This window comes from Olivibacter sp. SDN3 (assembly GCF_014334135.1).
GTDB lineage: Bacteria > Bacteroidota > Bacteroidia > Sphingobacteriales > Sphingobacteriaceae > Olivibacter.
On record NZ_CP060497.1, the window covers coordinates 2,716,055 to 2,739,351 of the forward strand.

18 protein-coding genes are annotated in these 23,297 nt (G+C 39.4%); 6 read left to right on the plus strand and 12 right to left on the minus strand.

The window, feature by feature from the left end:
- Nucleotide 1: 1 nt before the first annotated feature.
- The 9 genes from H8S90_RS11190 to H8S90_RS11230 are packed head-to-tail and all read right to left on the minus strand — an operon-like array spanning nt 2 to nt 11,262.
- Nucleotides 2-1,765 (minus strand): right-handed parallel beta-helix repeat-containing protein, encoded by a 1,764-nt coding sequence (locus H8S90_RS11190; RefSeq protein ID WP_187342610.1) that lies wholly within the window; start codon nt 1,763-1,765, stop codon nt 2-4.
- A 21-nt stretch (nt 1,766-1,786) separates the two neighbouring features.
- Nucleotides 1,787-2,773: a glycosyltransferase family 1 protein gene (locus H8S90_RS11195; RefSeq protein WP_187342611.1), complete on the minus strand. Its 987-nt coding sequence runs from the start codon at nt 2,771-2,773 to the stop codon at nt 1,787-1,789.
- A complete protein-coding gene (locus H8S90_RS11200) occupies nt 2,774-4,021 on the minus strand; it encodes an O-antigen ligase (protein ID WP_187342612.1) in 1,248 nt (415 codons plus the stop codon).
- Nucleotides 3,990-5,192 carry a glycosyltransferase family 4 protein gene (locus H8S90_RS11205; RefSeq protein WP_187342613.1) on the minus strand — a complete coding sequence of 401 codons (1,203 nt, stop codon included), beginning with the start codon at nt 5,190-5,192 and terminating at the stop codon, nt 3,990-3,992. The genes H8S90_RS11200 and H8S90_RS11205 overlap by 32 nt, the downstream gene beginning before the upstream one ends.
- 6 nt (nt 5,193-5,198) lie before the next feature.
- On the minus strand, nt 5,199-6,266 hold the full coding sequence (locus H8S90_RS11210) for a glycosyltransferase (protein ID WP_187342614.1): 1,068 nt from the start codon (nt 6,264-6,266) through the stop codon (nt 5,199-5,201).
- A 12-nt stretch (nt 6,267-6,278) separates the two neighbouring features.
- Nucleotides 6,279-7,211: a glycosyltransferase gene (locus H8S90_RS11215; RefSeq protein ID WP_187342615.1), complete on the minus strand. Its 933-nt coding sequence runs from the start codon at nt 7,209-7,211 to the stop codon at nt 6,279-6,281.
- Between the two features lie 19 nt (nt 7,212-7,230).
- Entirely contained in the window at nt 7,231-8,751 is a 1,521-nt protein-coding gene (locus H8S90_RS11220) for an oligosaccharide flippase family protein (protein WP_187342616.1), read from the minus strand.
- A complete protein-coding gene (locus H8S90_RS11225) occupies nt 8,744-9,967 on the minus strand; it encodes a Coenzyme F420 hydrogenase/dehydrogenase, beta subunit C-terminal domain (RefSeq protein ID WP_187342617.1) in 1,224 nt (407 codons plus the stop codon). Before H8S90_RS11225 ends, H8S90_RS11220 begins: the two co-directional genes overlap by 8 nt.
- A 5-nt stretch (nt 9,968-9,972) precedes the next feature.
- Nucleotides 9,973-11,262, minus strand: a complete 1,290-nt coding sequence (locus tag H8S90_RS11230) for a polysaccharide pyruvyl transferase family protein (RefSeq protein WP_187342618.1) — start codon at nt 11,260-11,262, stop codon at nt 9,973-9,975.
- A 246-nt stretch (nt 11,263-11,508) separates the two neighbouring features.
- Between H8S90_RS11230 and H8S90_RS11235 the strand changes: the two genes are divergently transcribed.
- The gene (locus H8S90_RS11235; protein ID WP_187342619.1) at nt 11,509-14,595 is read left to right on the plus strand and encodes a TonB-dependent receptor; all 3,087 of its coding nucleotides are present in this window, start codon (nt 11,509-11,511) and stop codon (nt 14,593-14,595) included.
- 25 nt (nt 14,596-14,620) lie between these two features.
- Complete coding sequence (locus tag H8S90_RS11240; RefSeq protein ID WP_187342620.1) at nt 14,621-16,108, plus strand: RagB/SusD family nutrient uptake outer membrane protein; 1,488 nt, start codon at nt 14,621-14,623, stop codon at nt 16,106-16,108.
- 26 nt (nt 16,109-16,134) lie between these two features.
- Here H8S90_RS11240 and H8S90_RS11245 read toward each other — a convergent pair whose 3' ends face one another.
- Nucleotides 16,135-16,314 carry a twin-arginine translocase TatA/TatE family subunit gene (locus H8S90_RS11245; RefSeq protein WP_187342621.1) on the minus strand — a complete coding sequence of 60 codons (180 nt, stop codon included), beginning with the start codon at nt 16,312-16,314 and terminating at the stop codon, nt 16,135-16,137.
- Nucleotides 16,315-16,531: 217 nt separating this feature from the next.
- Here H8S90_RS11245 and H8S90_RS11250 point away from each other — a divergent pair, with 217 nt between their 5' ends.
- The gene (locus H8S90_RS11250) at nt 16,532-18,274 is read left to right on the plus strand and encodes a HAMP domain-containing sensor histidine kinase (protein ID WP_187342622.1); all 1,743 of its coding nucleotides are present in this window, start codon (nt 16,532-16,534) and stop codon (nt 18,272-18,274) included.
- 231 nt (nt 18,275-18,505) lie between these two features.
- Nucleotides 18,506-19,516, plus strand: coding sequence for a ketoacyl-ACP synthase III (locus H8S90_RS11255; protein WP_187342623.1), 1,011 nt, complete (start codon nt 18,506-18,508; stop codon nt 19,514-19,516).
- 2 nt (nt 19,517-19,518) lie between these two features.
- On the opposite strand, the gene H8S90_RS11260 is transcribed toward H8S90_RS11255, so the two are convergent.
- Together H8S90_RS11260 and H8S90_RS11265 are read right to left on the minus strand one after the other, a co-directional pair.
- Nucleotides 19,519-20,421 (minus strand): CorA family divalent cation transporter, encoded by a 903-nt coding sequence (locus tag H8S90_RS11260; protein WP_187342624.1) that lies wholly within the window; start codon nt 20,419-20,421, stop codon nt 19,519-19,521.
- A gap of 32 nt (nt 20,422-20,453) precedes the next feature.
- A complete protein-coding gene (locus H8S90_RS11265; protein ID WP_187342625.1) occupies nt 20,454-21,500 on the minus strand; it encodes an endonuclease/exonuclease/phosphatase family protein in 1,047 nt (348 codons plus the stop codon).
- 101 nt (nt 21,501-21,601) lie between these two features.
- On the opposite strand from H8S90_RS11265, the gene H8S90_RS11270 reads away from it, so the two are divergent.
- Together H8S90_RS11270 and H8S90_RS11275 are read left to right on the plus strand one after the other, a co-directional pair.
- Nucleotides 21,602-22,069, plus strand: a complete 468-nt coding sequence (locus tag H8S90_RS11270) for a hypothetical protein (RefSeq protein ID WP_187342626.1) — start codon at nt 21,602-21,604, stop codon at nt 22,067-22,069.
- Between the two features lie 232 nt (nt 22,070-22,301).
- Nucleotides 22,302-23,264, plus strand: a complete 963-nt coding sequence (locus tag H8S90_RS11275) for a glycoside hydrolase family 43 protein (protein ID WP_255501913.1) — start codon at nt 22,302-22,304, stop codon at nt 23,262-23,264.
- The last annotated feature ends 33 nt before the right edge of the window (nt 23,265-23,297 follow it).

The following is a 23,297-nucleotide window of genomic DNA, read 5'->3' on the forward strand; positions in this document are numbered from 1 at the left end:
ATTAATCCTCCTGAATGACAACTTTGCCATAATCCGGATAACCACTGATTATTTTTTCGTTTGAAATAATTGCTGTACCAGTTCCTTCAAGACGAATGGAGTTGTCGGATTTACCTGCTTTATGTGTGTTGTTTTTCAGCTGGAGGTTATTGGGGTTCAAACTTACCAACGTGCGGCTTGTTTGTGCTCCGGGTAATGAGGTAAGCTTGTTTTTGTAGATCTTCAAATCTGCAGCACCTTCATCAAAAATACAAGCGTTGGCTGCTTGTATGTCATTTTCGGTAACAACAACTCTTTTTGCCGTTTTCCTGATATTGACACCATAAGATCGTGTGCTGGAAATATGATTTTTTTTGATGGTTGCACTGTTAACATTGACAATTAATAAGGCATCACGCGGTGTATCGTTTTGGATAGTGTTGTTTTCCAATACAATATTTCCTGCCATATTAAAGTTTAAAGTTGCTTTTTTGACTTGGTTGTCATATAACAACAAGCTGTCAATGTGTATCCCGTTAGGTAACAGAAGAGTACGCAGGATGTTTTGTCTCAATAGCAGTTTTTTGCCCTTTACATTGGATAAAGCCGTTAATGCATCAAATTGGTTGTCTAAGAGTTTTATATCGTTAAAAGCATCCACAATTTCTATTTTGTTGTCCGAACGATTGCCTTCAGCAGCTATCTCATCACATTTTTCGAAATACAATGCGGGTCGATTAGATGATGTCGAGCGATTGTTGACGACCGCTACTTTACTTATATTGATTAGCGTAGCGATACCTGACCCATCGGGTGTAGGTGTTCCTTTCACGTATCCGTTATTGGAACTTCTATTTCCCTTGATCAAACAATGTATTGCCAGTGGTGGTTGGGCTGAACGATTGTTTATATCAATCGCATCGGCGGCATTGTGATCCATTACATTGTTTACAATGGTGAAGTTTTTTTCGATTCCGGTATTGCCGAAACCGATTTGTATGGCACTCATACCATTGTTTAGGATATGGTTATCGCTGATGGTGGCATCTGAACTGCCATGTAGAAACACACCGTTTTCTCCATTTTCAGACAATCTGTTTTGAGCGATCAACACATTTGAGCAAGACAATAGGCGGATCGCTGTACCAGGTTGATAATAAATAGCGGACTCCCTTGCTGTGCCATAGTTGCGAACAACAGACCCGCTAACCTCGATTCCTTTACAGTCGTAGAACAGCATTCCAGGGAAAGACCGTTTTTTGGAACTGCCCGTCATCATACTATTTTTTACCGTTATATTACTGCTTCGATAAACGTAAATGGCTTCATTCCGTGTTTCTGCGCGGAAATCTAAAGTGATATGATGTACATCTCTTCCAAAGAACAAAGGGTTGGAAGAGTTTTGTTTCTCAAGCGAAAAGAGCTGGGTATCTGCCGGTAAATATTGACGGAGAAGGCCAATGCTTCTGATATGAATATTTGATCTTAAAACGAGGGTTTTAACTTTGTATTTTCCAGAAGGGATGAGAACGGTATCACCGCTAAGGGCATCGTTAATGGCTGCCTGAATTTGCTTTGTGTCGTCAGAAATCCCATCGCCTATTGCTTGGTAATCATGTACATTGAGAGTGCGGTTTGTTACGCTAACAGGTGGCTGCTGTTGTGCCGAGGTGTCAGCATCTTTTTTCGAGTTGGATAATTGGCATGCATTTAACAGCAATAAAAAACAACAACAATAGCAGTTGAAAAGCTTATATGGGAGGTATATGTTATAGCGGTGTGGCATGGTGACAGCTAATTAGATGAGTTAAGAAATGATTGTTTTCCAGGTCTGCAAAGCGGTATCTTCCCATTTAAAGTCTTTAGCCCGCTCTTTCCCATCAACAACAAGTTGTTGATATAGTGAATTATTGTTTACCACTAGCTCTATCCCTTCGCTGATGCTATTTATCCGTAGCGGATCAACACATATGGCAGCATTGCCTGCAATTTCTGGCAGTGAGCTGGCGTTTGATGTGATAACGGGTGTGCCCGAAGCCATGGATTCTATAATAGGTAGGCCAAACCCTTCCATTAAAGATACATATAGGGTGGCAAAAGCCCCTTTATAAAGTTTAGGTAAATCGGTATCGGAAACGAAACCCAAAAACTTTATGCGTTCACCTATTCCTAGCCTTTGGATATGGGTGTTTAAACTGTCCTCTGGAGAACCCGTGAGTGCAAAAATAAAATCATTGGGAATGTTGGCCTTTGCAAATGCTTCAAGCATAGCAGGTATATTTTTATTTTTTCGACGGTTACCTATATATAAAAAATAGGGCCTGGGAAGCTTATAACGTTCTTCATTCTTCGAAAATTGTTCATCTACCCCGTTATAGATTACTGTTATGAGTTGCTCTTTGATTCCCAACAGTTTTATCAATTGTTGTTTGCTATAATGAGAAACGGTAATGATTTGTTTGGCGTTTTTAGCTATGTTACCGATCACATGTTTATAATACAATTTATGCAAGGTGGAGTAGTAAAAAAGATGCATCAAATCGTGCACGGTAAAGACAAAAGGTATTTTTGAAAAAAGTGGGGGCATAAATGATGGGCTATAAAAAACATCTGCCCGGGTGTTGTATATTTCTTTTGCTAGGATGAGTGGTGTAAAAACACTTCCCAATGCAAGATTACTTTTTATAGATGTGGTATCTACTCCAGAGGGTTTCCGTGCCACTACTTCCCGATAAAGCCTACCAATGCCGGTATCTCCATCCCATCTACTATCGATCAAAATCCGTTTAGTCATTCAGAATTGTATCTTTATGTTTTTAAAATCGATGCTTTTCGTTCTCCCCAGTAAAAAAACAAGAGTCAGGTATACAACAATATCATTGTCATACCCCGAATAGAGAATCATCATAATGGCTAGTAAAGGCAAAAATGCGATACACCAAAATAAACGCGTCTGTCCTGCCTTCAGGCAAAATTTAATAAAATACCAAAAAAATAAACCATACGACAACAAACCGATAACACCAAGTTCTAGGTAACAAGACATGAAAGTATTATGTAAATGTGGCTCCCCATGATAGTAAGCTGCGTACTGCTTTAAAAAAGGAGCTCCATTGAAAAATCCGTTTCCCAAGGGTGAAATGGTATCAAAATGTTGAAAAAATGCCTTCCAATAAGTTATTCTAACGCCCATACCGTCGTTTGAAGCGGTTATATTGTCTATTCGCAGGAATTTCTGCGCCACAATCGGCAATATGGATGCACTGACCAGCACCAAGCCTACGCGTACATATTTCGTTGATAGCGCCCACCCCAAAAGAAAGATACCCATAATCAAAGCAGCAATGGGCGTTCTTGATAAAGAGAGATGGGCAAGCAGAAATACCGCAGCAATGCGCCAGATTGTCAATTTATGATAGCGTACTAGTGGTACAAGGACATATATAAAGCCTAGCAATGCCAAACGTGCTCCGAACATATTCTTATCGTCTAAACCCCAGAAAAAATGTTGGGGATTATATAAGGTGCTGGCTTTTCCGGAAGAAGCAGAGCCATAAATGAGACCGAAATTAAAAGCCTCGTGATAGATGAATAGCTGGGCAAAGCAAAGCAGGAATATAAGATGTAAGGTGATATCCAATGCTTTTAATAGCCTAATATTATCTCGGAGACTTAACCAATAAGTAGCAGTACCGAGAAATATAGCATTAACCCATAACTTTAAAAAGTTATTGATTACGTATGGTTGGCCGTTATATGTGGTAAAGAAGCTGACAGAAGCGTAACAGGTAAAAATTCCCAAAAAAACAAGCCATGGGTTTTTCAGGTAATTTCCCATAGCAATAAACCCCTGTTTGCTATAGGTGTCCATTAGAAAAACGAAAGAGCTGGCCAAATACACAAATGGATATATTTTTAGCGGAACGAACATGGCAAGTAAGCTCAGACAGAAGAAAAGCTCCGTTAGGTCGATACCTATTAGCGGTATTTTGTTCCCAACTATAGATGTTTTATGCGTTGATATGTTTGTTAGTTGTTCCATTTAAAACCATTGCGTATTCATTGATCATTCTTTCTTTATCTAAAATTGCCTCAACAGATGATCGGGCATTTTTCATTAAACGATTATAGAGGGCCATATCTTCGTTTAAGCGTAATATTGCCTTTCCAAGTGAATTGGGATCAGCCGATTCGCATAGTAACCCATTCACTTCATGTTTTACCGTTTCTCGTAGTCCTCCGATATTATTTGCTATTACCGGCAAATGGTTTGCCAAAGCTTCGATAGCGACCATCCCAAGTGGCTCCTGCCATAATGAGGGCACCACCAGTACGTCTACTTCTTTGTAAAACAGGGTCGAATCGGTGGAGCCTATAAAAGCTATATTTGGTGCTTTTGTGATAGCATGAAGGTGTTCTTCATAATCCTTTTTCCCGGCACCTGCAATGGTCAATGTGGCATTTATTTGTAACTGCTCAAATTGTTGAATGAGCCATTCTATTCCTTTTTTTTCGGCCAGTGTGCCTATATATCCTACCTTTAATGCCTCATAAACCTTTCTGTCGGATGGTAAAGGGGGGGGAGGAATTTGCCGACTATTATAAATAACGTGTTTTTGTGCGTAAGGGAAATAGTGAAAATGATTGAACCGCTTCAGGATGAAGTTGCTTATGCCTACCACAGCATCTACCTTAGCCGATAACTTTCTGTGTTTGCTACGGAGTAGTTTACATTGTAAACATTGGTGCTGGCAGGAAGCATTTCCTTTAAACATATCGCTATTGGGGCATAAAAGATACAGATCGTGTAATACCTGCACAAGAGGGAGGTTTGATTTCTTGATTTCATCCCACACGGCAATACTCCAGCCAACCAAATTATGACAGGAGATAATGGTTGGGTTTTCTTTGGCTATAACTTTTCTGACATAGGTGCGCATTTGACGATTATAACGATCTTTTAGGTGCCAGCGTAGCCTTGCCCATTTTCCGGGTTTACTTTTATGAAAAGGCCAATACCTGTTTTTTAAAGGTGCACGATAGACTTTTACCCCGTCTACATATTCTTCTTTTAGTCTTCCCGCGGGCTGAAGACTCAATACAGCAACTTCATGTCCGTTTGCTTGCATAGCTTCTACCAATACCTTGAGCGATAGCTCGGCGCCACCTAAGATGTCTGGACTGTAAAGGGCATTGATATATAATATTTTCATGTTCGCTTATGCCTCAATTAATAAGTTACTATACACTTTTATCAGTTGTTTGCCAACGCTTTCCTTTTGATGAATTGTTTTCACATGTTCAAACAACTTGTGCCCGTATTCTTGTAAAGTAGTTGGTTGTTGCTGTTTTAAATGGATAGCATGTTCAACCGTATCGAATAATAGCTGCTGATGTTGTTGGGGGGTTTCGTAGGAATAGGTCAATACATATTTCTTTTGATCCCCCAGATCGCTGATAGTACCGATATTAGGACATATAACTGTTTTGCCATAGGAAAAAGCTAAAATTACGGTGCCCGAATTTAGACTACTTTTCAAATCATAAGGTAAAATTAACAAATCGGCATGCTGAAAAAAAACAGGAAGCTCTTCATCTGGAACAAAGCGCAACTGCAGATCAATATTGGCTGATTGCGCGGCCATACTTTCAAGCTTTGTCTTGTATTGAACTGTTGAAGGGTTTCCTGCAATGACTATGCTAACCTTGAGCGGGAACTTTTTAGCCAACTGTATCAATAGTTCGATATTTTTATAGGGTTTTACGGTCCCTACAAAAAGTAAATTTAGGGGTAAATTAGGGTGCTTATTTTTAGCGGATAATATTGGACCGTAAACGTCGATAAAATCTGGATGTGGTATATAGACTGCTTTTGAAGAAGCTCCTCGTACATATTGTTCGAGAAAGTGACCGGATACTTTACTATGAAGGATAATGGTATGAGAGGTACGGATTAACAGTTGCATTAAGGTGCGGCTGAAAAAGCTGAGACCTTTTTCATGTGAACTACGATTATGCATGGTCCATACCAACTTCTTCTTTCCCAATTTAATGGCTGTTAATACCACTAATTTTCTAAAAAAGCTTCTTAAAGCGACGAAAAAAGTGCTGTCATCCACATTTTCAAACCAATTGAGATGCACTAATTTAATTGATCTGAAATGTTTAATCGACGATAAAAAGCTATCTAAAGGATAAACATTAAACCCAGCCTTTTTAAGTGCACCGACCATAATATTGACGTACTTGTTCTCTTCGTTTTCAGGAGGATTAAAGATGATATTCATACGGTGATCTACTTAATTTGTATTCAAACTTTTTACGGCGGCTATCAGAATGTCTTTGACGCTAATGTCAAATTTCTTGCGGTATCTGAACCATAAAAAAGACTTGTTTAGTAGCTGCCTCCGCATGGAAAGCATCATGGTATAACGTTTTCTCTTGGCCATAAAACCGTGTTGTTTGTTTACCAGATATTGATATACAATATCATCATCGCTGTTGGTAGGTTGCTCCTGTAAAAAATGACCTAACCATTTGGCATAACCTAAATTGGCTTCCATTTTTTGCAAATCATTGCCGGTAGATGTGATGGATAAGTTATTGCTTCGATAGTTAAAAACGGGCTTGCTACTATGTGCGATGCCTTGTCGGTGTGCAGCAATAAATGCGGTAATATCATCAGACCCCCAGGCTAATGGCAAATTGTAGAATCCTCCCTGTTGCTGGAGCGCCTCTGTACGGTACATGAAATCAGAAATATAGTTCGATCGATACTGTGCTAGTCGATGCCATATACTATCATAGACACTTTCGAACAAAGGACATGAAGGGGTTAGCATGATGGTCTCTCCTTCATCATTGATTATTTTACTTCGGCAGTGGTAAACATTTAAATCAGGGAACAGGTTAATAAGTTGAGCGAATTCGTTTAAATAATCCGGTTCCAAAAGGTCATCGTCTCCCATGATCACAATGTATGTTCCCCGGGCTAATGACAGGCATTTGTTCCAGTTATCTACTAAATGCAATGCACCAACGTTTTTTTTATTGCTATAATAAGAAATTCTTTGATCGTTAAATTGTTTCACTATCGCTTCAACTGGTTCGGGGGAGCAATCATTAAGAATAATCAGCTCAAAGTCTTCAATGGATTGCTTCAATATACTATCAATACATGCCTTTAGATAGCGTGTTTTGTAGGCGGGTATACATATAGAAAATTTAGTCATTATTAATAATTACCTGAGTTTATTTGGCGAAAACCTTATTTTTCAATGCTAAGAGTTCTGCCGGTTTAATGATAAAAATAAGGTGTATCAAAAAGAAGAACAAGCAAAAAACAATAGAGTTTATGATAATTTGTATATAACCATGCATAGCAGTCATCCAATGATCAAGAAAATAGACAGGAATACAAGCAACTATGCCGGCTAGAAATGAAGGAAGGAATGACCGCAAAAAGAGTCGACGACCGCTCAACTTTAAGATAATAGGGATATAATATATGTAGTAAAAAGCAATCTGTAAGATAATGTATGCCAGATAGCCTATCACAGCTGCACCTACATTGAGTTTTTTTGCCAGTAAGATAGTGATGGGTATAGACAGGACACAAGATATGGCCGAAGAATAGATAAGTGGCTTAATTTTTCCCGTAGATAACACGAGGCTGGATACCGGTGTGTTATGCATGGAGATTAATACGGTAATTAACCATAGGCTAAGCCATACTGTCAACGCTCCATAACTTTCTCCCATATATAGCGAAAGTAGTGTGTTAGCATTTACTATCAGCACAAAAACCATAAATGATAAAAGGATGGTGATGTATTTTGTGCCATCGTATACCATCATTTCCATTTTTTTAATATTATTTTCTGCATAGACTTTTGATGCGGAAGGAAGCAAAACTTGCATAAACACGCCACCAAAAGCAACAATAAGCATGGCTATAGTTTGAATGACCCGATAATCTGTTAAAACGTCTATTCCCGAAGCAAACTTACCAAGAAGTAGTGGGCGCAAATTGTTTGCCGTAAGCTGAAAGAGCCCCATGATGAAAATCCCAATACTATACCCCAGAATTTCTTTGAAAGCTTTTCCGTCCCATTTTGGCTTTATTAACTTGCTGAGATTCATGTTGAATACCCGAAGTTTATAAATATAAAAAGGAATGGGGCTAAGTGTAGACAGTGTATAGCATATGAAGTAGCCTTCAAGTGTCCATTGGAATTTTATGGCAATAAAGGCGGATAAAAAATTTAATATACTGCTAATGATGCTAATCTGATTGATATAAGCAATTTCTTCCTTTGCACTGAGCAATTGAACAAAGACATTTGAGACCCAGTTTAACACCGTACTGAAAGCCAAGATGTACATCATGGAGCGATAAATAGGAAGCTGACTGGCTGTTAAATTGAAGAGCTGAGTGCCGTAATTAGCCATGACTGCAAATATCATTGCATTTATTAGTCCGATGGTTCCGTAAAAAACAATGCTTGATCGGGAAACTTTTGCAATTTTTTCCCATTCATTTAACGATACCCACATGGAAAAAAAACGCACAGAACCGACATTCATCCCTAAATCCATCAAACGCAAGTAGGCGTTTAATGAAAACGCAAGCGCAATCAATCCGTAATCGGCCTTGCCATAAAAGCCCACCAGCATTGGAATAGTGACAAATTTGGCTAAAGCATCAAGAATTTTTGCCAAAATCCCCCAAAAGGAACTGGAAAAAATAGTTTTGGCTGAAGAGCTAGCCATTTTGTTTTAAGTGTTTAACGGTTCTGCGAACGGTGCCTAAAAAATCTCTTAAAAGCGTAGTTGCCTTTACATACCTCATATTGTAATGCAAATGCATATGCTTGAAATTCAGCCATTTTCCGGTGGTAACATAAACGGCTAAACGCCTAATCCCTGCGCGTGTCCGTCGCGTATATTGATAAGGTTGCATATATCGGATGATATCACTTTTTAGTGGTGTAAAAGATATCTCCTGCGCATGGGCAGCACTTAATAACGTTTCTTCGCCTGCATCCGTTCTGGTTATGATGAGACTTTGGCCTTCTTTTTCGGTAAAATCAGGGTATCCATCCTTTGTTTCCCAGGCATCTCCGATAGCAATGTCTGCCTGCAAGCCAATACCCTCTGGGCATATTTTGCACCGAAAATGTAAATGCTGGTTCAGTGTTTTTCCCCAAGAGTCATTATAACTCTGCTTGAAAGATGTTCCCTCACCATCACGAAAGGAGAAATATCCCGGCCAACCATTTCCCCGATAGCTTAAATTTTTTATGGGCAGTTTTGGTTTGTAGCTATCAATGATAGCTTGTGTTCCTTTAAAAGAGGGTAAGCCTGCACACATGATAGCTATAGTGAGTTTGAATCTATCGGCATAAATGGGGTATTTTGATAAAAAATTCTTTAACGCAGAAACGTCGCAAGGTTTACCTATAAAACAGTAGGTATCATTGCTGTTTTTTAATATAGCTAGTATTTTATCAAAAATCAGCGCAGGCGCGTAGCGTGAGGAAGCACAATTTAAAACGTCTGCACGAGTATAGGATATGCGTAGGCTATTTCGCTCGTAGTCCTCTGGGTCGCCGCCAACCTGTAGTACCGCATCTACCGTTTTGGAGCTTAGTAGATAGATCGCAAGACCACTAACGACACCCCCGGAAGATCCGCGCGTTCTGACTTCATTGTCTGTAGCGTAGCCGGAACATACTGTTTCTATATTTCCCCAGATACTTTGCTTTTTACTGAAAGCGATATCATTAGTGATGTTTATACCTGGACAAATTGCCGTGATAATCTTTTCCGCTTCTGGAACCACTTTTTTTACTACTGGGTGGAAAAAGCCATCGGGCTTTAATTGCATATGAACATGCTCTTTGCCACAAATGCTTTCACACAAGCCACAACCTAAACATAAATTAGCCCGATCAATATCACTGATCTTTGATTTAACTGATAACATGGTGTTTATGAGTCAAGCGCTTGTTTCAATAATTCTTTTAATTCTAGCAAACGAGGCTCTACGATTGTTTTGATGCTTAGTTGAATTTGTTTTTTTAGCTCTTCTTTGGTTTCGAAGGCATTTTTTAATCCGGCTAATATCTCGTCGTTTTTGGTGTTTACACAATCGCCAAGCCAGTGATAATTGAGTGTATCCACGAAAAGCCCGTTGAACTTTCGGCTGTAGGCGAGGGGATAAACGGGGACACCGGAAGAGAAGGCAGCTATACAGGCATGCATACGTGCACCAGTGAAAAAATCCAGTCCACTGATGTAGTTTTTAGCAGCTATTGGGGTTTCAAACCTTGGAGCTACCAATACACCGGAAAACTCTCGCTGTAATTGTTCTGATACGATATAATCGTCTTCAACTGGTTGATGTTCAGGAACAACATGCGGTACTAGGTGTACCTGAACGCCCGCTTTTTCCACAAAAAAGGTTAAAATTTCCCGAATCAAATCCTGATATACTGCTTGCATACCAAATTGATTATTTTTCGTATACCCTCCATTCCAAAGTAAGCCAGATATATTGACCCCTACGTTTACCTTTTGATTGCTAAAAGACTGTTTCTCATAAGGTAAATAAAAAGCCACATCGATGTTTTCGCGAATCTTATCTTTCGAAAGCTTTCCTTTGGTATATTGAAAACTTTGTTTATCTCTGCTGATAATGAGATCTGTAGCTTGCATCGCTTTGAATGCAGATTTTTCGTTCCTTACATGCTTGAAGGGACCGATAGTCTGCGGTAATAATACTTGCTTTTTTACCCTTTTGGCAAAATATTTTTTCGAGTTACGGATCTTTTCAAAACGAACATTACCATAAATATCTGTAAAACTATCTCCCTCGGCAATATCGAAGATATATTCCAGGGATTGTATGGCTTTAAGCTGGTGTTTCTCAGGGTCTACTAACAACTTCAATATCCATTTAAGGTCATAAAAGTCAAGGCCTTTGATATTTTTGAAAGTAATCACTTTATTGCCAATCTTGATTTGATCTTTTGTTGACTTATCACTGCCAAAAAATGTGATCTCCCCGTTTATGTTATGCGTAGTTAATACATCATGTAAAATCGATAAGGCAGAATAGGCTAGGGCGGCTACCCCTAAGTTTTTGTTATATGGATTGGCCCATACAATGCCTATTTGTTTTTTCTTTTCATTGGTTGTTCCGTTCATATTGAAAATTAACTGTGCATTAATGGTGCCAAATTCATCGATGAATCTTGGCGCTATGTTTGTGTACTTCAAAACAAAAGTAAAATATATTTGTCTATTAGTTATTTATAAACTAATCAAGGTGCAAAAACTTAAAGATATGACTCCCCAACGAAGTTTTATAAGCAGTATTAGCTTGCCTGCCCCAGGGAGTTCTAGCGATACTGGAAAAGGGTTTTTGGTTATTCCCCCATGATATAACCCTTAATAAATAAAGCGCTCGTCAGGTACTTTAAACTCATAACGTGTAATTTATTGTTCAGCATTAACATTAAAAAAATGTATGAAATATTTATTGTATTGAAGCGCTGGAAGCTAATTAATGCCAGACCTATATGGTATATCTCAAAGTTTGATCTTCCTCTACTCTTAATAATTGTATTTTTGATAAGTGTCAACATTGACTTATATGCACGTGAAAAAGCAAAACCTGCCGATAATAAGTTAATAGCTACTCCTCTAGGAAGTATTCAAAAAGAAATAAGTGGTAGAGTAACCGATCAGTCAAACCAACCTTTGGCCGGGGTGACGGTCAGTGTACAAGGGGATACTACCAATGGAACAAGTACCGATGAAAATGGTAGCTTTCGGTTAACCGTTAGTGATGAAGCGGTAATCATGTTTTCCTTTACGGGCTATCGACCTCACGAAGAGGGCTTGAAGGGTAGGGAAACAATAAATGTCTCTTTAGTGCCTCAACAGGAGGCCTTGGACGAAGTAGTGGTAGTGGGTTATGGAACGGTACGGAGGCGTGATTTAACCGGTTCTGTTGCGCAGGTCAAGGCTCAGGAAGTCAATGCTTTTCCTGCAGCTAATCTTTTGCAGTCCTTATCTGGAAGGGCTGCGGGGGTTCAGGTCGCCCAATCTACAGGAGCACCCGGCCCGCCATTGAACGTCAGAATCAGAGGAGGAAATTCTATCCAAGGAAGTAATGAACCGCTCTATGTTATTGACGGTTTCCCCACCGCCGGTATAAACCCTAGCTTACTTAATAATGCCGATATTGAAAGCATGGAGATATTGAAAGATGCCTCAGCAACCGCAATTTACGGTTCCAGAGGAGCTAACGGCGTGGTTATGATCACAACTAAGCAAGGAGCCCAAGGAGATACAAAGGTTGACTTTGAACTTAATCATGGTATTCAAACACTGCGTAGAAAATTAGATTTGATGAATTCGCAAGAATATGCTACATTTTATAATCTACAAGCCACTAATGATAACCTAGACCCTTACTTTTCGCAGGAGCAAATCAATTTATTGGGGACCGGCTTCGACTGGCAGGATTTTATGTTTCAGAGAGCTCCCATGACGAACGCTTCATTGAATATCAGTGGAGGTAGCGAAAGAACGCAATTTTCCGTTGCCGGAAGCGTCTTTGATCAGAATGGAATTGTCAAAGGAAGCGATTATAGCCGTTATTCTTTTCGCACAAACGTTAATCATAAAATTAGTGAAAAGTTTAGGGTGACGGGAGGAACGATCTTGACGAGGTTAACCACTAACCGAAGGGATAGCAGAGGGGGGAATAGAGGTAATTCCATGATGTCTGCTGCGCTCTCCGCACCACCTACCCTTACGCCATTTAATGATGACGGAACTTATCGGAATCTATCAACAGCTTATCCGTTCATCGCGTCCGACCTAATTAATCCGATCAACTGGATAAACGAACAGACGAACGCAACCAAGGCGAACGTTGTTTTGGCCAATGCGGCTTTGCTCTACAATCCGATACCTGAAATAACGGTGAAAATTTTGGGAGGTATCGAAAATAGAGATGAAAGAATCGACAATTACACCACCAACAATTTTCAGAATTCGCAAGGCCAGGCAACTGTTGTAGCTAATCAGTCAACCAGTTTATTGAGCGAAAATACCATTTCCTACGATAAAACATTTTCAGATATACATAACCTTTCCGCACTGGTAGGATTCACCTATCAAAACTTTTTAAATACTACGGTCAACGCGAGTGGCACTGGTTTTATCAGTAATGCACAGGAAACACATGATTTAGGATCTGCGAATGTTCCCGGAATACCGGTGTCTGGATACGACAAATCTGCATTAATTTCATATTTAGCCCGGGTGAACTATACCATTGACGATCGTTTCCTGTTTACGGCAAGTTTTCGGGCTGATGGGTCGTCGCGTTATAGCGATGGGAATAAATGGGGGTATTTTCCGTCTGCGGCGGCGGCTTGGAGACTGTCGAACGAAGCTTTTTTGCAGGACCATTCGGTTATATCTGATCTAAAGTTAAGGACAAGCTGGGGGCTGACAGGCAGCCAGGCCATTGATCCTTACTCTACGTTAAACAGGTTGTTGTCTGGAAATACGGTTTTTGGTGAAGATCTTTACGTTGCTTACGCCCCGGGAACCATGCTCCCAGGAAACTTGAAATGGGAAACCACCGAACAGGTGGACGTTGGTCTCGATTTAGGCCTGTGGAATAACCGTTTGCTCTTTACGGCCGATTATTATGTGAAGAATACCAGAGATCTACTGAATACGGTGGGTTTACCTTCCTCTATGGGCTTCATCACCACAATACAGAATGTCGGACAGATCAAAAATAGTGGGATCGAATTCGGATTGGAAGCGAACATATTGCCCGGCCCCTTTAAATGGGACGTCTTGGCAAATATAGCCTTCAATAGAAACAAAATCGTACGATTATACAATGGTGAAGATATACTGGGTGATTTTCTTGCAATCAATATCGTCAATGACAATACCACCATATTGCGTGAAGGTCAGCCCAGAGGAATGTTCTATGGCTTTGTAGAAGAAGGTTATACGGAAGACGGCCAAATACGCTACCGCGATCTCGATGGGGATGGTAGTATTACGGCAAATGATAAAACATATATTGGTAACCCCAATCCGGATTTTATTTATGGCTTTAATTCGGTGATGAGTTATAAGAATTTCGAACTATCTTTCTTCATTCAAGGTTCTTATGGAAACGATGTTTTTAACGCCAGTGCAATAGCCAATACCATTGACTATAACGGCGGCTTAAATATGCCGAGAGAAGTTCTTTACGATCACTGGACACCGCAGAATACACAGGCGAAATATCCGAACATTACCAGAAGTACAACGAGTAATATTTCTGACCGATTTGTGGAGGATGGCTCCTTTTTGAGATTGCGGAATATTCAACTGGCTTATAATTTACCTATGCAGGATCTGGGAATAGCCTGGTGTAAAAATGCACAGGTATATGTGAGCGGACAGAACCTGTTGACACTTACAAATTATTCCTGGTGGGACCCGGAAGTAGGGTTCAACGGGACGGACTTTTTAAGCTACCCGATGTCGAAGACGATTATGTTTGGTATTAAAGCAGGTTTTTAATTTTGATAGCTAAAGCAAAAGAATCATGGAATTTCCTATAAAATCAATTGATTTAACTAAAGGGAGGGGCGCACGCTTATTAACAGCGTTTTTAATTTTGATAGGTTTATACGTGTGTTCCATTTCTTGTCAAAAAGATTTGGAAGAACATCCCAAAAACATTGTAGAAGAGAATTTCTACAATACGGCAGAAGAAGTCGAGGCTGCCGTAAACGCTATATTTCCGCCAATAAGGCTCGGAGGACAGGGGATCGGTACTTATAATTCCACCTTGGAGTGTCATACCGATTACGCTTATGGTAGGGCAAGTTGGGCGCAGTTTAACGAATTCGAGGGGCTCAACACCGTCAATGCAAATCGGGTAGGAGATTTTTGGACCACATTTTATTTGTGTATACGCAATGCCAATCTAGTTATCGCGAATGCTCCAAATGGCAACGCCATCAGTGAAGAAGATATTAATAAGTATATGGCAGAAGCGATGTTTATGCGCGCTTGGTGTTACTTTCATTTGGTAAGAGATTGGGGAGGGGTACCGCTGCGAATAGAATCGAACATGGAAGAACGAGATGTTCCAAGAAGTACTGAAGAAGAGGTGTATGGACTTATTGTAAGTGATTTACGATTCGCCGAAGAATATTTGCCGGAAAGCTCTCCGCAAAAAGGAAGACCGATAAAATGGGCGGCGAAAACATTATTAAGTGACGTGCTGTTAACATTGGAGGATTTTGCCACCGCACGTGACCTGGCAGCGGAAGTGATAAATTCCAGCAGCTTTTCTTTAGTAGAAATAAACGATGTAGACGACTTTGAACGAATCTTTGGGGCTGAGGTTGTAGAAAATCCTGAGGAAATCTTCCATTTCAAATACAATAGGCAGGGGCAGGGAAACTACTTTCCCTGGATTGTAAGCCATCCATCAACCGGCCTGCATGGCGCTGGGGGAGCCTTTGCACAATACAGTGAAACGACCAATTTGTTTTATCAGGAATGGGATGATGACGATCTACGTAAATCACTATGGTATACGATGGATTTCGGTATGGGAGATAATACCTTACTGAATAGAAAATTTACAGATCCGGGAGCTCCAAATGAATACGGCGCGATCAATGACTTTCCATTGTATCGCTATCCCGAGGTACTGTTGATTTTTGCGGAGGCCGAAAGTAGGGTGAATGGGGTTACGTCGGAAGCTGTAGATGCCTTGAACCAGGTACATAGAAGGGCTTATGGTTATAATAGCAGTAACCTTTCTCCGGTAGATTTCGATGTAGCACAGTTTAGTCCGGATACATTTATAGACGCTGTACTGCAGGAGAAGGCATATGAGTATCAATTTGAAGGGAAAAGGTGGTTCGACTTAAAACGCACAGGTAAGGCAGCCGATATCATTCTACGAAACAAAGATAAAAACATTGCTGAAAGTCATTATTTATGGCCTATACCATTCTCGGAGCTGAACTTTAATAATGCAATCGATCCTACAACTGATCAGAATCCAGGGTATTAATTACTTGGATACTGATCAAAGTATGGTCATTTTGTTTGTTTTTCTTGTTGCTCACTGGTCTGTCCTTCTTTGAATTCGCGAAGGCCTTGTCCCAGTCCACGCATAAGTTCAGGGATTTTTTTACCTCCGAAGAGGAGTAAAATAGCAAGAATAATGAAGGTGAGCTCCTGACCGCCAATGATACCTAATAAAATTATATATAACATTTTTCTTCGATTTTTTGACTAAAATAGCCCTTTTTACGTTAGAAATTGATTAAAATAGAATTAGATTATGAAGTGATGATGAACGGGTGTACCGATGTTCTATATAAAACATTTTGTCTAAGTTTGTAAAAATTATACCTAAGGTCTTTCGACCTGAAAGTGTTGACAGTGTAAATAAGATATGTTGCAAAATAGCAGAAGAGGTAGAGTATTATAAATGAAAGCTAAAACGCAAGAAAGATCAGATAAATCATCCAATATCCTTCAACGATTGTTGATTATCTTTTTGGTATTTATTTTTTTGATTACGGCAGGGTCACTGCTATTGAGGCATTCCATTTCTGAAAAATTGGTATATCTGAGCAATAAGTTAAAGGCCCCTCCAGAAACTGGAGAAATAAGTAATTTACTACTTGAATTGAACAGTGCTGAAAATGACTTTCAGCAAGCAAGTCTCTATGGCTACGGCGATAAATTGGATGAATATCAGACGAAATTGTTAGGAGTTTTTGATCAAATTGAAAAAATTCTGGAAGAATATCATTCGGAGGCAGACTCTGGTGTATTTGTGCAGGATGAGGCACGATTTAAAAGATCCCTCGATGGTAAACTTGATATTTCATTGAAAGTTTTTGCACTAAAAAAGAACTTTGATTCTTTATTGGCGGTGACTACAAAAGAGCAAATAACGGGGGAGGTGGAAGCCGATAGTAGGGTGACCAAAAAGGAGATGAAAGAATATCAGGCAAGTCAAGATACCATCATGCAGGAGATTGCATCGGCCGTAGAGAAAAAAGGCTTTTTTAGGCGATTGCAAGATGTGTTCTCTCCCGGTTCTGATTCGCTACGCTCTAAGCTGATGGTAGTGACGAAAGAGAATGCCATACGAGATTCTATTTCCAGGGAATTGCAAATACAGAATGAGCGGGGACAGCAGCAGTTGCTTGAAAAACTTAGTAAAGAGCATAATCTACTGGCCCAATCTCAGCAGCAATTAATCTCATCGAATCTATCACTCATTATTCAATTAAGACAGTTAATCGATCAGATAAAAGACAGCTACCTAGAAGCTTGGGAGAAAGACCAACAGGAAACGCTAGAGCGATATGATGAAGCCGTTCAGGAACTCGATAGCTTTACAATTACAGCAATCGTCATGGTCTTGATTTTTGTGGTGCTTTTGATTATTTATATTCGAAGAGCTAGTCGGGCTGAGGACCAGTACAAGGTCGAAAATGCCAGAGCGATAGCTCTGGCTGAACAAAAATCGGAGATGCTAGCTACAATGAGCCACGAAATCCGTAATCCACTAACGGCGATTACCGGGTTCGTATACCTGATGAAAAACACTACACTTACGGATGAACAAAAACGCATGGTGCGCTCTATCCAAACCTCGTCAGATATGTTGATGGAAACCGTGAACGATATTTTGGATATGACTAAAGTAGAAAGTCAACAGTCGGATGTGCTGAAGGTAGTTTCTTTTACTCCCTATCATGAGATACAAGAAACGGTAGAAACTATGCGGTTCATTGCAACGAGAAAAGAAATCGAACTAACTTTTACCTTTGAGGGTTCGCAGGACGGTATGGTATATGGTGACCCCTTTAGATTGAAACAGATCGTGATTAATTTATTAGGAAATGCTATTAAATATACAGATGAGGGAGCGGTAGAAGTTAATTGCAGTCTTATTGAAGGGAACCGTAGAGGAGTGTACGACCTGCATGTAAAAATAAAAGATACGGGTGTTGGAATCCCACTCGATAAACAATCAAAATTATTTACGAAGTACTATCAAGCGGGGAGAGATAATAAAAGACTGGGTACCGGACTGGGACTGTATATCTGCTATCAGTTAGTTAAATTGCAACAAGGTACATTGCAAGTTGAAAGCGTAGAAGGAAAAGGTTCGTTATTTAGTTTTCATATTCCTTATAAATCGGCAAATGTGTAACTGATATGTTTTTGTCGTTAGGTCCAAAAATCCAGCCATTCACGCTTAATAGTTCTGAAATAATGCAATGTGATTAATTCTTGAACCGAAAACCATTTTAGAGTTTGTTTTTCAGGATTCTTTGTTCGCCACCTTTGTGTAATTTTATAGCTCAAATTTGTGGAAAAACCAATGAAAAGGAGTAGGTTTGCACTTTTTATTTTTTATTTGTTGTTAACATTATAACCTTATATGGGGGCTAAAATACAGGCTATAGATTATTATTTTCCAGAAAAAAAAGTTACAAATCAAGATCTTGGCCGTGAATTTCCAGACTACGATTTTTCTAAATTTGAGTATAAAATAGGGATTAGCAGCAGATACGTAGCAGCACCTAATGAAACAGCCTTGGATTTGGCAGAAAAAGCCTGCTTAAAATTATTCGGAAGGATAGATAAGAATCAAATCGACTATGTGTTGTACTGTACGCAAAGTCCTGAGTACATTATGCCCTCCACGGCCTGTATTTTGCAAGATCGTTTGGGTTTAAATAAAACTGTCGGGGCTTTTGATTTTAACTTGGGCTGTTCTGGTTATACTTATGGATTGAGTATGGCCAAAGCATTTATCGAAAGCGGGCAGGCCAAGAATATATTGCTGGTTACTACAGATACATATTCGAAGTATATCAATAAAAAGGACCGATCGAATAGAGCTATTTTTGGAGATGCTGCCACAGCAACATTGGTGTCTTTTGCAGAAAAAAATGGGATATATAAATTCAGATTTGGCACAGACGGTGGAGGTTTTAATAAATTGATTGTTAAAAATGGAGCAGGCAGATACCCGCATGATAATGAAGCCGTAGAGCATATATATGGAAGGGGAAATATCTATACCGAAAATAATCTTTATATGAACGGCCCTGAGATATTTCGTTTTACCAGTACTGTCGTTCCTCCCTTTATTGAGGAAGTTTTAAAATTCAACGATGTTGAAAAGAAAGATATTGGGCAGTTTGTGTTTCATCAGGCAAATGCCCATATGCTAAAAGTCATGAGAGAAAGGCTATTTCTCCCGATCGCTAAGTTTTATATTAATTTGCGTGACGGAGGTAATACCGTGTCATCAACTATTCCTATCGCTCTAAAAAACTACAGTAATCAGGATATGAATGTAGACGAAACCGCGGTTATTATCGCAGGTTTCGGCGTAGGCTTATCGTGGTCTGCAGGTTTGATTGATATCTCTAGAGGACTTTGACTTTATAGCCATCCCTTTTTCTTAAACCATGCATAAATAGCTAGTGTGATGATAATCATCAATAGCATAATAATTGGATAGCCAAAATACCAATCAAGTTCTGGCATGAAATGAAAATTCATGCCATATATTCCTACTATGAATGTCAACGGCATAAAAAATACCGAAAAGATAGTCAACACGCGCATGATCTCATTCGTACGATGAGATGCTATAGAGAAATAGGCGGAAAGTAACTGGGCGGTATTCTCGGATAGGTTGTCGTAGATACTTTGAATGCGTACATAAAGATCCCTGATATCTCTTGTATAGATATTTCGCTGTTCAGGTGCATCTATTTTGTCTATTATTTCAAATGATAAGATAAGGAGCCTACGGATAACATCTACCTTACGTTTTACATAATAAAGCCCCCTTAGAACGGGCGCTTTACGTTGTTTGAGAAATACATTTTCTTCGAAGTAGTCAAGTGAGGAGGCAAGTTTTGCGCTAGGTTCTTCGAATGTGAGTAAGGAAGCGCGGATTAAGCGGTTTAATACACAGTAAATATCATTGCAGCCACCTGTAGTTATTGCTTTCGCTTGAACTTCATCAATTAAGGCCTGTGTTGTTCGGTGTATAGTAACAATATAATCTGATGAGAAAAAGATGGCAATTTTGTTGGTGAGTTCGTGGATGGTGTCTGCCTCAGCTAATGCCCGCTTTGTGAAGACGCGAAAGATAATAAAATTATAGTGGTCAACGATCTCATATTTGGGTAAGTGATCAGGCTGCAAACAATCTTTGACAGAAGTTTCATGTAACGAGAACGTTTTTGCGATTTCTTCCATCTCTTTCAATGACGGATCTGTTAAATCTATCCAGTCAAAACCATGTTGTGCCCGAGTGGCAAAAATTCGTTTCATGTAAATGATATTTCCTTGAGTTAACTAAGTTATCATCTTTTTGTTTTCTTTTCTTCCGCCTCCTTTACATCTTCCGTTTCCGGGCTTAAAGACTGCTGTTGTCGAGAGGCGTTTGCTTCATACTGTAAACTTAAAAAGATTGGGAAATGATCAGAATCAAAATTAGGAAGACGTTTCATTTCTTTGAGTTTAAAGTCGGTTGAAATGAAAGCGTGGTCTAAGGGGAAACGCATAAAAGGATAATGCGCATGAAACGTATTGAAAAAGCCTCTTCCCCTGCGGGGATCCAACAGACCACTCATTTTTAAGAAGAGTTCTGTCGTGTAACTCCAAGCCACATCGTTCAGGTCGCCTATTACTATGACTGGTGTTTTACAGGCTTTGGCTAGATCTGCAATAAGTAACAATTCCTTATCCCTTTCTGTGGAACGTGGATTCTCATTGGGTACAGGAGGAGTGGGATGTATCGCATATAATTGTACGGCCTGTCCGTTTCTTAGTGTTAATTGGCAGTGTATAGAAGGTATATCTTTTTCCACCATGTACTTGATAGACACGTTGTTTAGTGGCAACTTAGAATAAAGTAGCATGCCGTAGGTGTTCTCTAAGGGGACTTTTACGTGGTGATGGTAGTCTGCTTCGAGTCTGTTGGTTTGTGCTTCCCATCTCTTGTTCGTTTCCAATAGGAGAACAACGTCGGGATTGGCCCTGTAAATTTCATTTAAACAGCCTGCGGTATTTGTGTTATCCTCATAGACGTTAGCGATCATAATACGGATACTTTGTGTCGGTTTATCATCTACCGCGGTTAACACTTGTTTTTTTGCAAAAATGGTAAATGGATAAATCTGAAAAAGAAGGTAACAGCTATTGATAACAAGCGTACTCAAGAGTAACCAGTATAGCAGTGATGTCTTTTGAAAGTACAGTATAACTAATATAAGCGCTGCTGCAGAAAGCACCAATTTTTGCAAACGAGGATAATCAAATACCCTGAATGTCCAGTAGTCGTGCTTGATAAAAGGTATTGCCGTAAAGGAGATGATAGCAAATGAAAAAACACTGATAAAAATATCCATATATAGTATGTCAGATCGTATTTATTTAAGCGAAGGTAAAAATAAATAACAAATGGTGCGATATTTGCTTAAAGCTGAGACGAACTAAAACTATAATTTGTATGAATTTAAAAAGACTTTTATTAATAGGTATACTTGGCTTCGCAGGTGTTTTTTTTGCTACCAAAAGCTACGCCCAGTCACCTAAGGTTACCTTATCGCCCGAATTACTAGTGCCTTTCAGTAAGGCGTATAATGTTGGTATAGGTGGCATTTTGGAAGCCGAATGGCCAGTAGAACGTAAATTGGGTTTAACCCTGGCTACTGGTGTTGAATCCTTGTTTCCGAAAAACGACAGAAGAGATAACTATACGTTCTTACCATTAAAAGGTGGTATCAAGTACTACGTTGATGGACAGTTTTATCTGAATTTTAATATGGGAGCTGCCGTAGGATTTAACGATTACGGTACCCATTTTCTTATTGGAGGAGGTGCGGGATATCAATTTACGAATAGAATCGATGCCGGTTTTAGGATAGAGGATGCAGGAACGTCTTACTTAGCTTTGAAAGTTGGTTTTAGACTGTAAAATTTTTATAAACAAAGAGGTTGCTCAATTGGGCGCCTCTTTGCTTTTTATACTACAATTTAGTTATCCAATCTTTGTTTATCATTAAAAAAATGATAGTTTTGAAGAAGATAATAACCTTTTGATGATAACCCAACTATTGTAGCGTTTACTGATATGCACTATTCCTTAAGTTGTTTTTTTGTCATTGCTAAAACGTTAAAGTATTTTAGTCCCTAAATTTGTAATTGTAATGAAAAATATGAAAATCCGAAACATTGCCTATAGCTTGAAATTTTTTTTCACTATTTATTTTTTTATACTGATTATTCCAGCGAAAGCTCAACAAAATCCTGTTTTTGAAGGTTGGTATGCTGATCCTGAAGGAATAAAATATGGCGATCAATTTTGGGTGTTCCCTACTTACTCAGCGCCTTATGAGGAGCAGGTGTTTATGGATGCTTTCTCCTCGAAAGACTTGAAAAATTGGCAAAAACATTCCCGTATTATAGACACTTCTGCAGTAAAATGGGCAAAAAAGGCCATGTGGGCGCCAGCAGTTTTAGAGAAAGAAGGTAAGTACTATCTGTTTTTCGGAGCGAATGATGTTCATGAAGGAGAAATAGGTGGGATCGGTGTTGCGGTCGCCGATCGACCTGAGGGACCTTATCGGGATTTATTGGGCAAACCTCTAATTAATGAAATAGTTAACGGTGCGCAACCCATCGATCAGTTTGTTTTTAAAGATACTGATGGCGCTTATTATATGTATTATGGAGGTTGGGGCCACTGCAATATCGTAAAGTTGAATGACGATTTTACTGGATTGGTGCCTTTTGATGACGGAGAAATGTATAAGGAGGTTACACCAAAGGATTACGTAGAAGGCCCTTTTATGTTCGTAAGGGATGGGAAATATTACTTTATGTGGTCAGAGGGCGGCTGGACAGGGCCAGACTATAAAGTGGCATATGCTATAGCTGATTCTCCATTCGGTCCTTTCGAGCGTATCGACACCATTTTGGAACAAGATCCTACCGTTGCAACTGGGGCAGGTCACCATTCTGTTATTTATGACTCATCGAATGATAAATGGTTTATTGTATATCATAGGAGGCCATTGGGAGAAACCAGTGCCCACCATCGGGTGACGTGTATAGACGAGATGCATTTTGATGAAAAGGGATTTATAAAACCGGTAACCATGACCAAATAGCTATAAAAAACCTTATTTAAGGTAGCTTATGTG

Bases quoted from the DNA above. Each gene is read 5' to 3' on its own strand.
- H8S90_RS11255 (WP_187342623.1), top strand. From the start codon at position 18,506: ATGGGGGCTAAAATACAGGCTATAGATTATTATTTTCCAGAAAAAAAA.
- H8S90_RS11260 (WP_187342624.1), bottom strand. From the start codon at position 20,421: ATGAAACGAATTTTTGCCACTCGGGCACAACATGGTTTTGACTGGATA.
- H8S90_RS11195 (WP_187342611.1), bottom strand. From the start codon at position 2,773: ATGACTAAACGGATTTTGATCGATAGTAGATGGGATGGAGATACCGGC.
- H8S90_RS11210 (WP_187342614.1), bottom strand. From the start codon at position 6,266: ATGAATATCATCTTTAATCCTCCTGAAAACGAAGAGAACAAGTACGTC.
- H8S90_RS11215 (WP_187342615.1), bottom strand. From the start codon at position 7,211: ATGACTAAATTTTCTATATGTATACCCGCCTACAAAACACGCTATCTA.
- H8S90_RS11265 (WP_187342625.1), bottom strand. From the start codon at position 21,500: ATGGATATTTTTATCAGTGTTTTTTCATTTGCTATCATCTCCTTTACG.
- H8S90_RS11275 (WP_255501913.1), top strand. From the start codon at position 22,302: ATGAAAAATATGAAAATCCGAAACATTGCCTATAGCTTGAAATTTTTT.
- H8S90_RS11205 (WP_187342613.1), bottom strand. From the start codon at position 5,192: ATGAAAATATTATATATCAATGCCCTTTACAGTCCAGACATCTTAGGT.
- H8S90_RS11220 (WP_187342616.1), bottom strand. From the start codon at position 8,751: ATGGCTAGCTCTTCAGCCAAAACTATTTTTTCCAGTTCCTTTTGGGGG.
- H8S90_RS11235 (WP_187342619.1), top strand. From the start codon at position 11,509: ATGTATGAAATATTTATTGTATTGAAGCGCTGGAAGCTAATTAATGCC.
- H8S90_RS11240 (WP_187342620.1), top strand. From the start codon at position 14,621: ATGGAATTTCCTATAAAATCAATTGATTTAACTAAAGGGAGGGGCGCA.
- H8S90_RS11245 (WP_187342621.1), bottom strand. From the start codon at position 16,314: ATGTTATATATAATTTTATTAGGTATCATTGGCGGTCAGGAGCTCACC.
- H8S90_RS11200 (WP_187342612.1), bottom strand. From the start codon at position 4,021: ATGGAACAACTAACAAACATATCAACGCATAAAACATCTATAGTTGGG.
- H8S90_RS11270 (WP_187342626.1), top strand. From the start codon at position 21,602: ATGAATTTAAAAAGACTTTTATTAATAGGTATACTTGGCTTCGCAGGT.
- H8S90_RS11225 (WP_187342617.1), bottom strand. From the start codon at position 9,967: ATGTTATCAGTTAAATCAAAGATCAGTGATATTGATCGGGCTAATTTA.
- H8S90_RS11250 (WP_187342622.1), top strand. From the start codon at position 16,532: ATGAAAGCTAAAACGCAAGAAAGATCAGATAAATCATCCAATATCCTT.
- H8S90_RS11190 (WP_187342610.1), bottom strand. From the start codon at position 1,765: ATGCCACACCGCTATAACATATACCTCCCATATAAGCTTTTCAACTGC.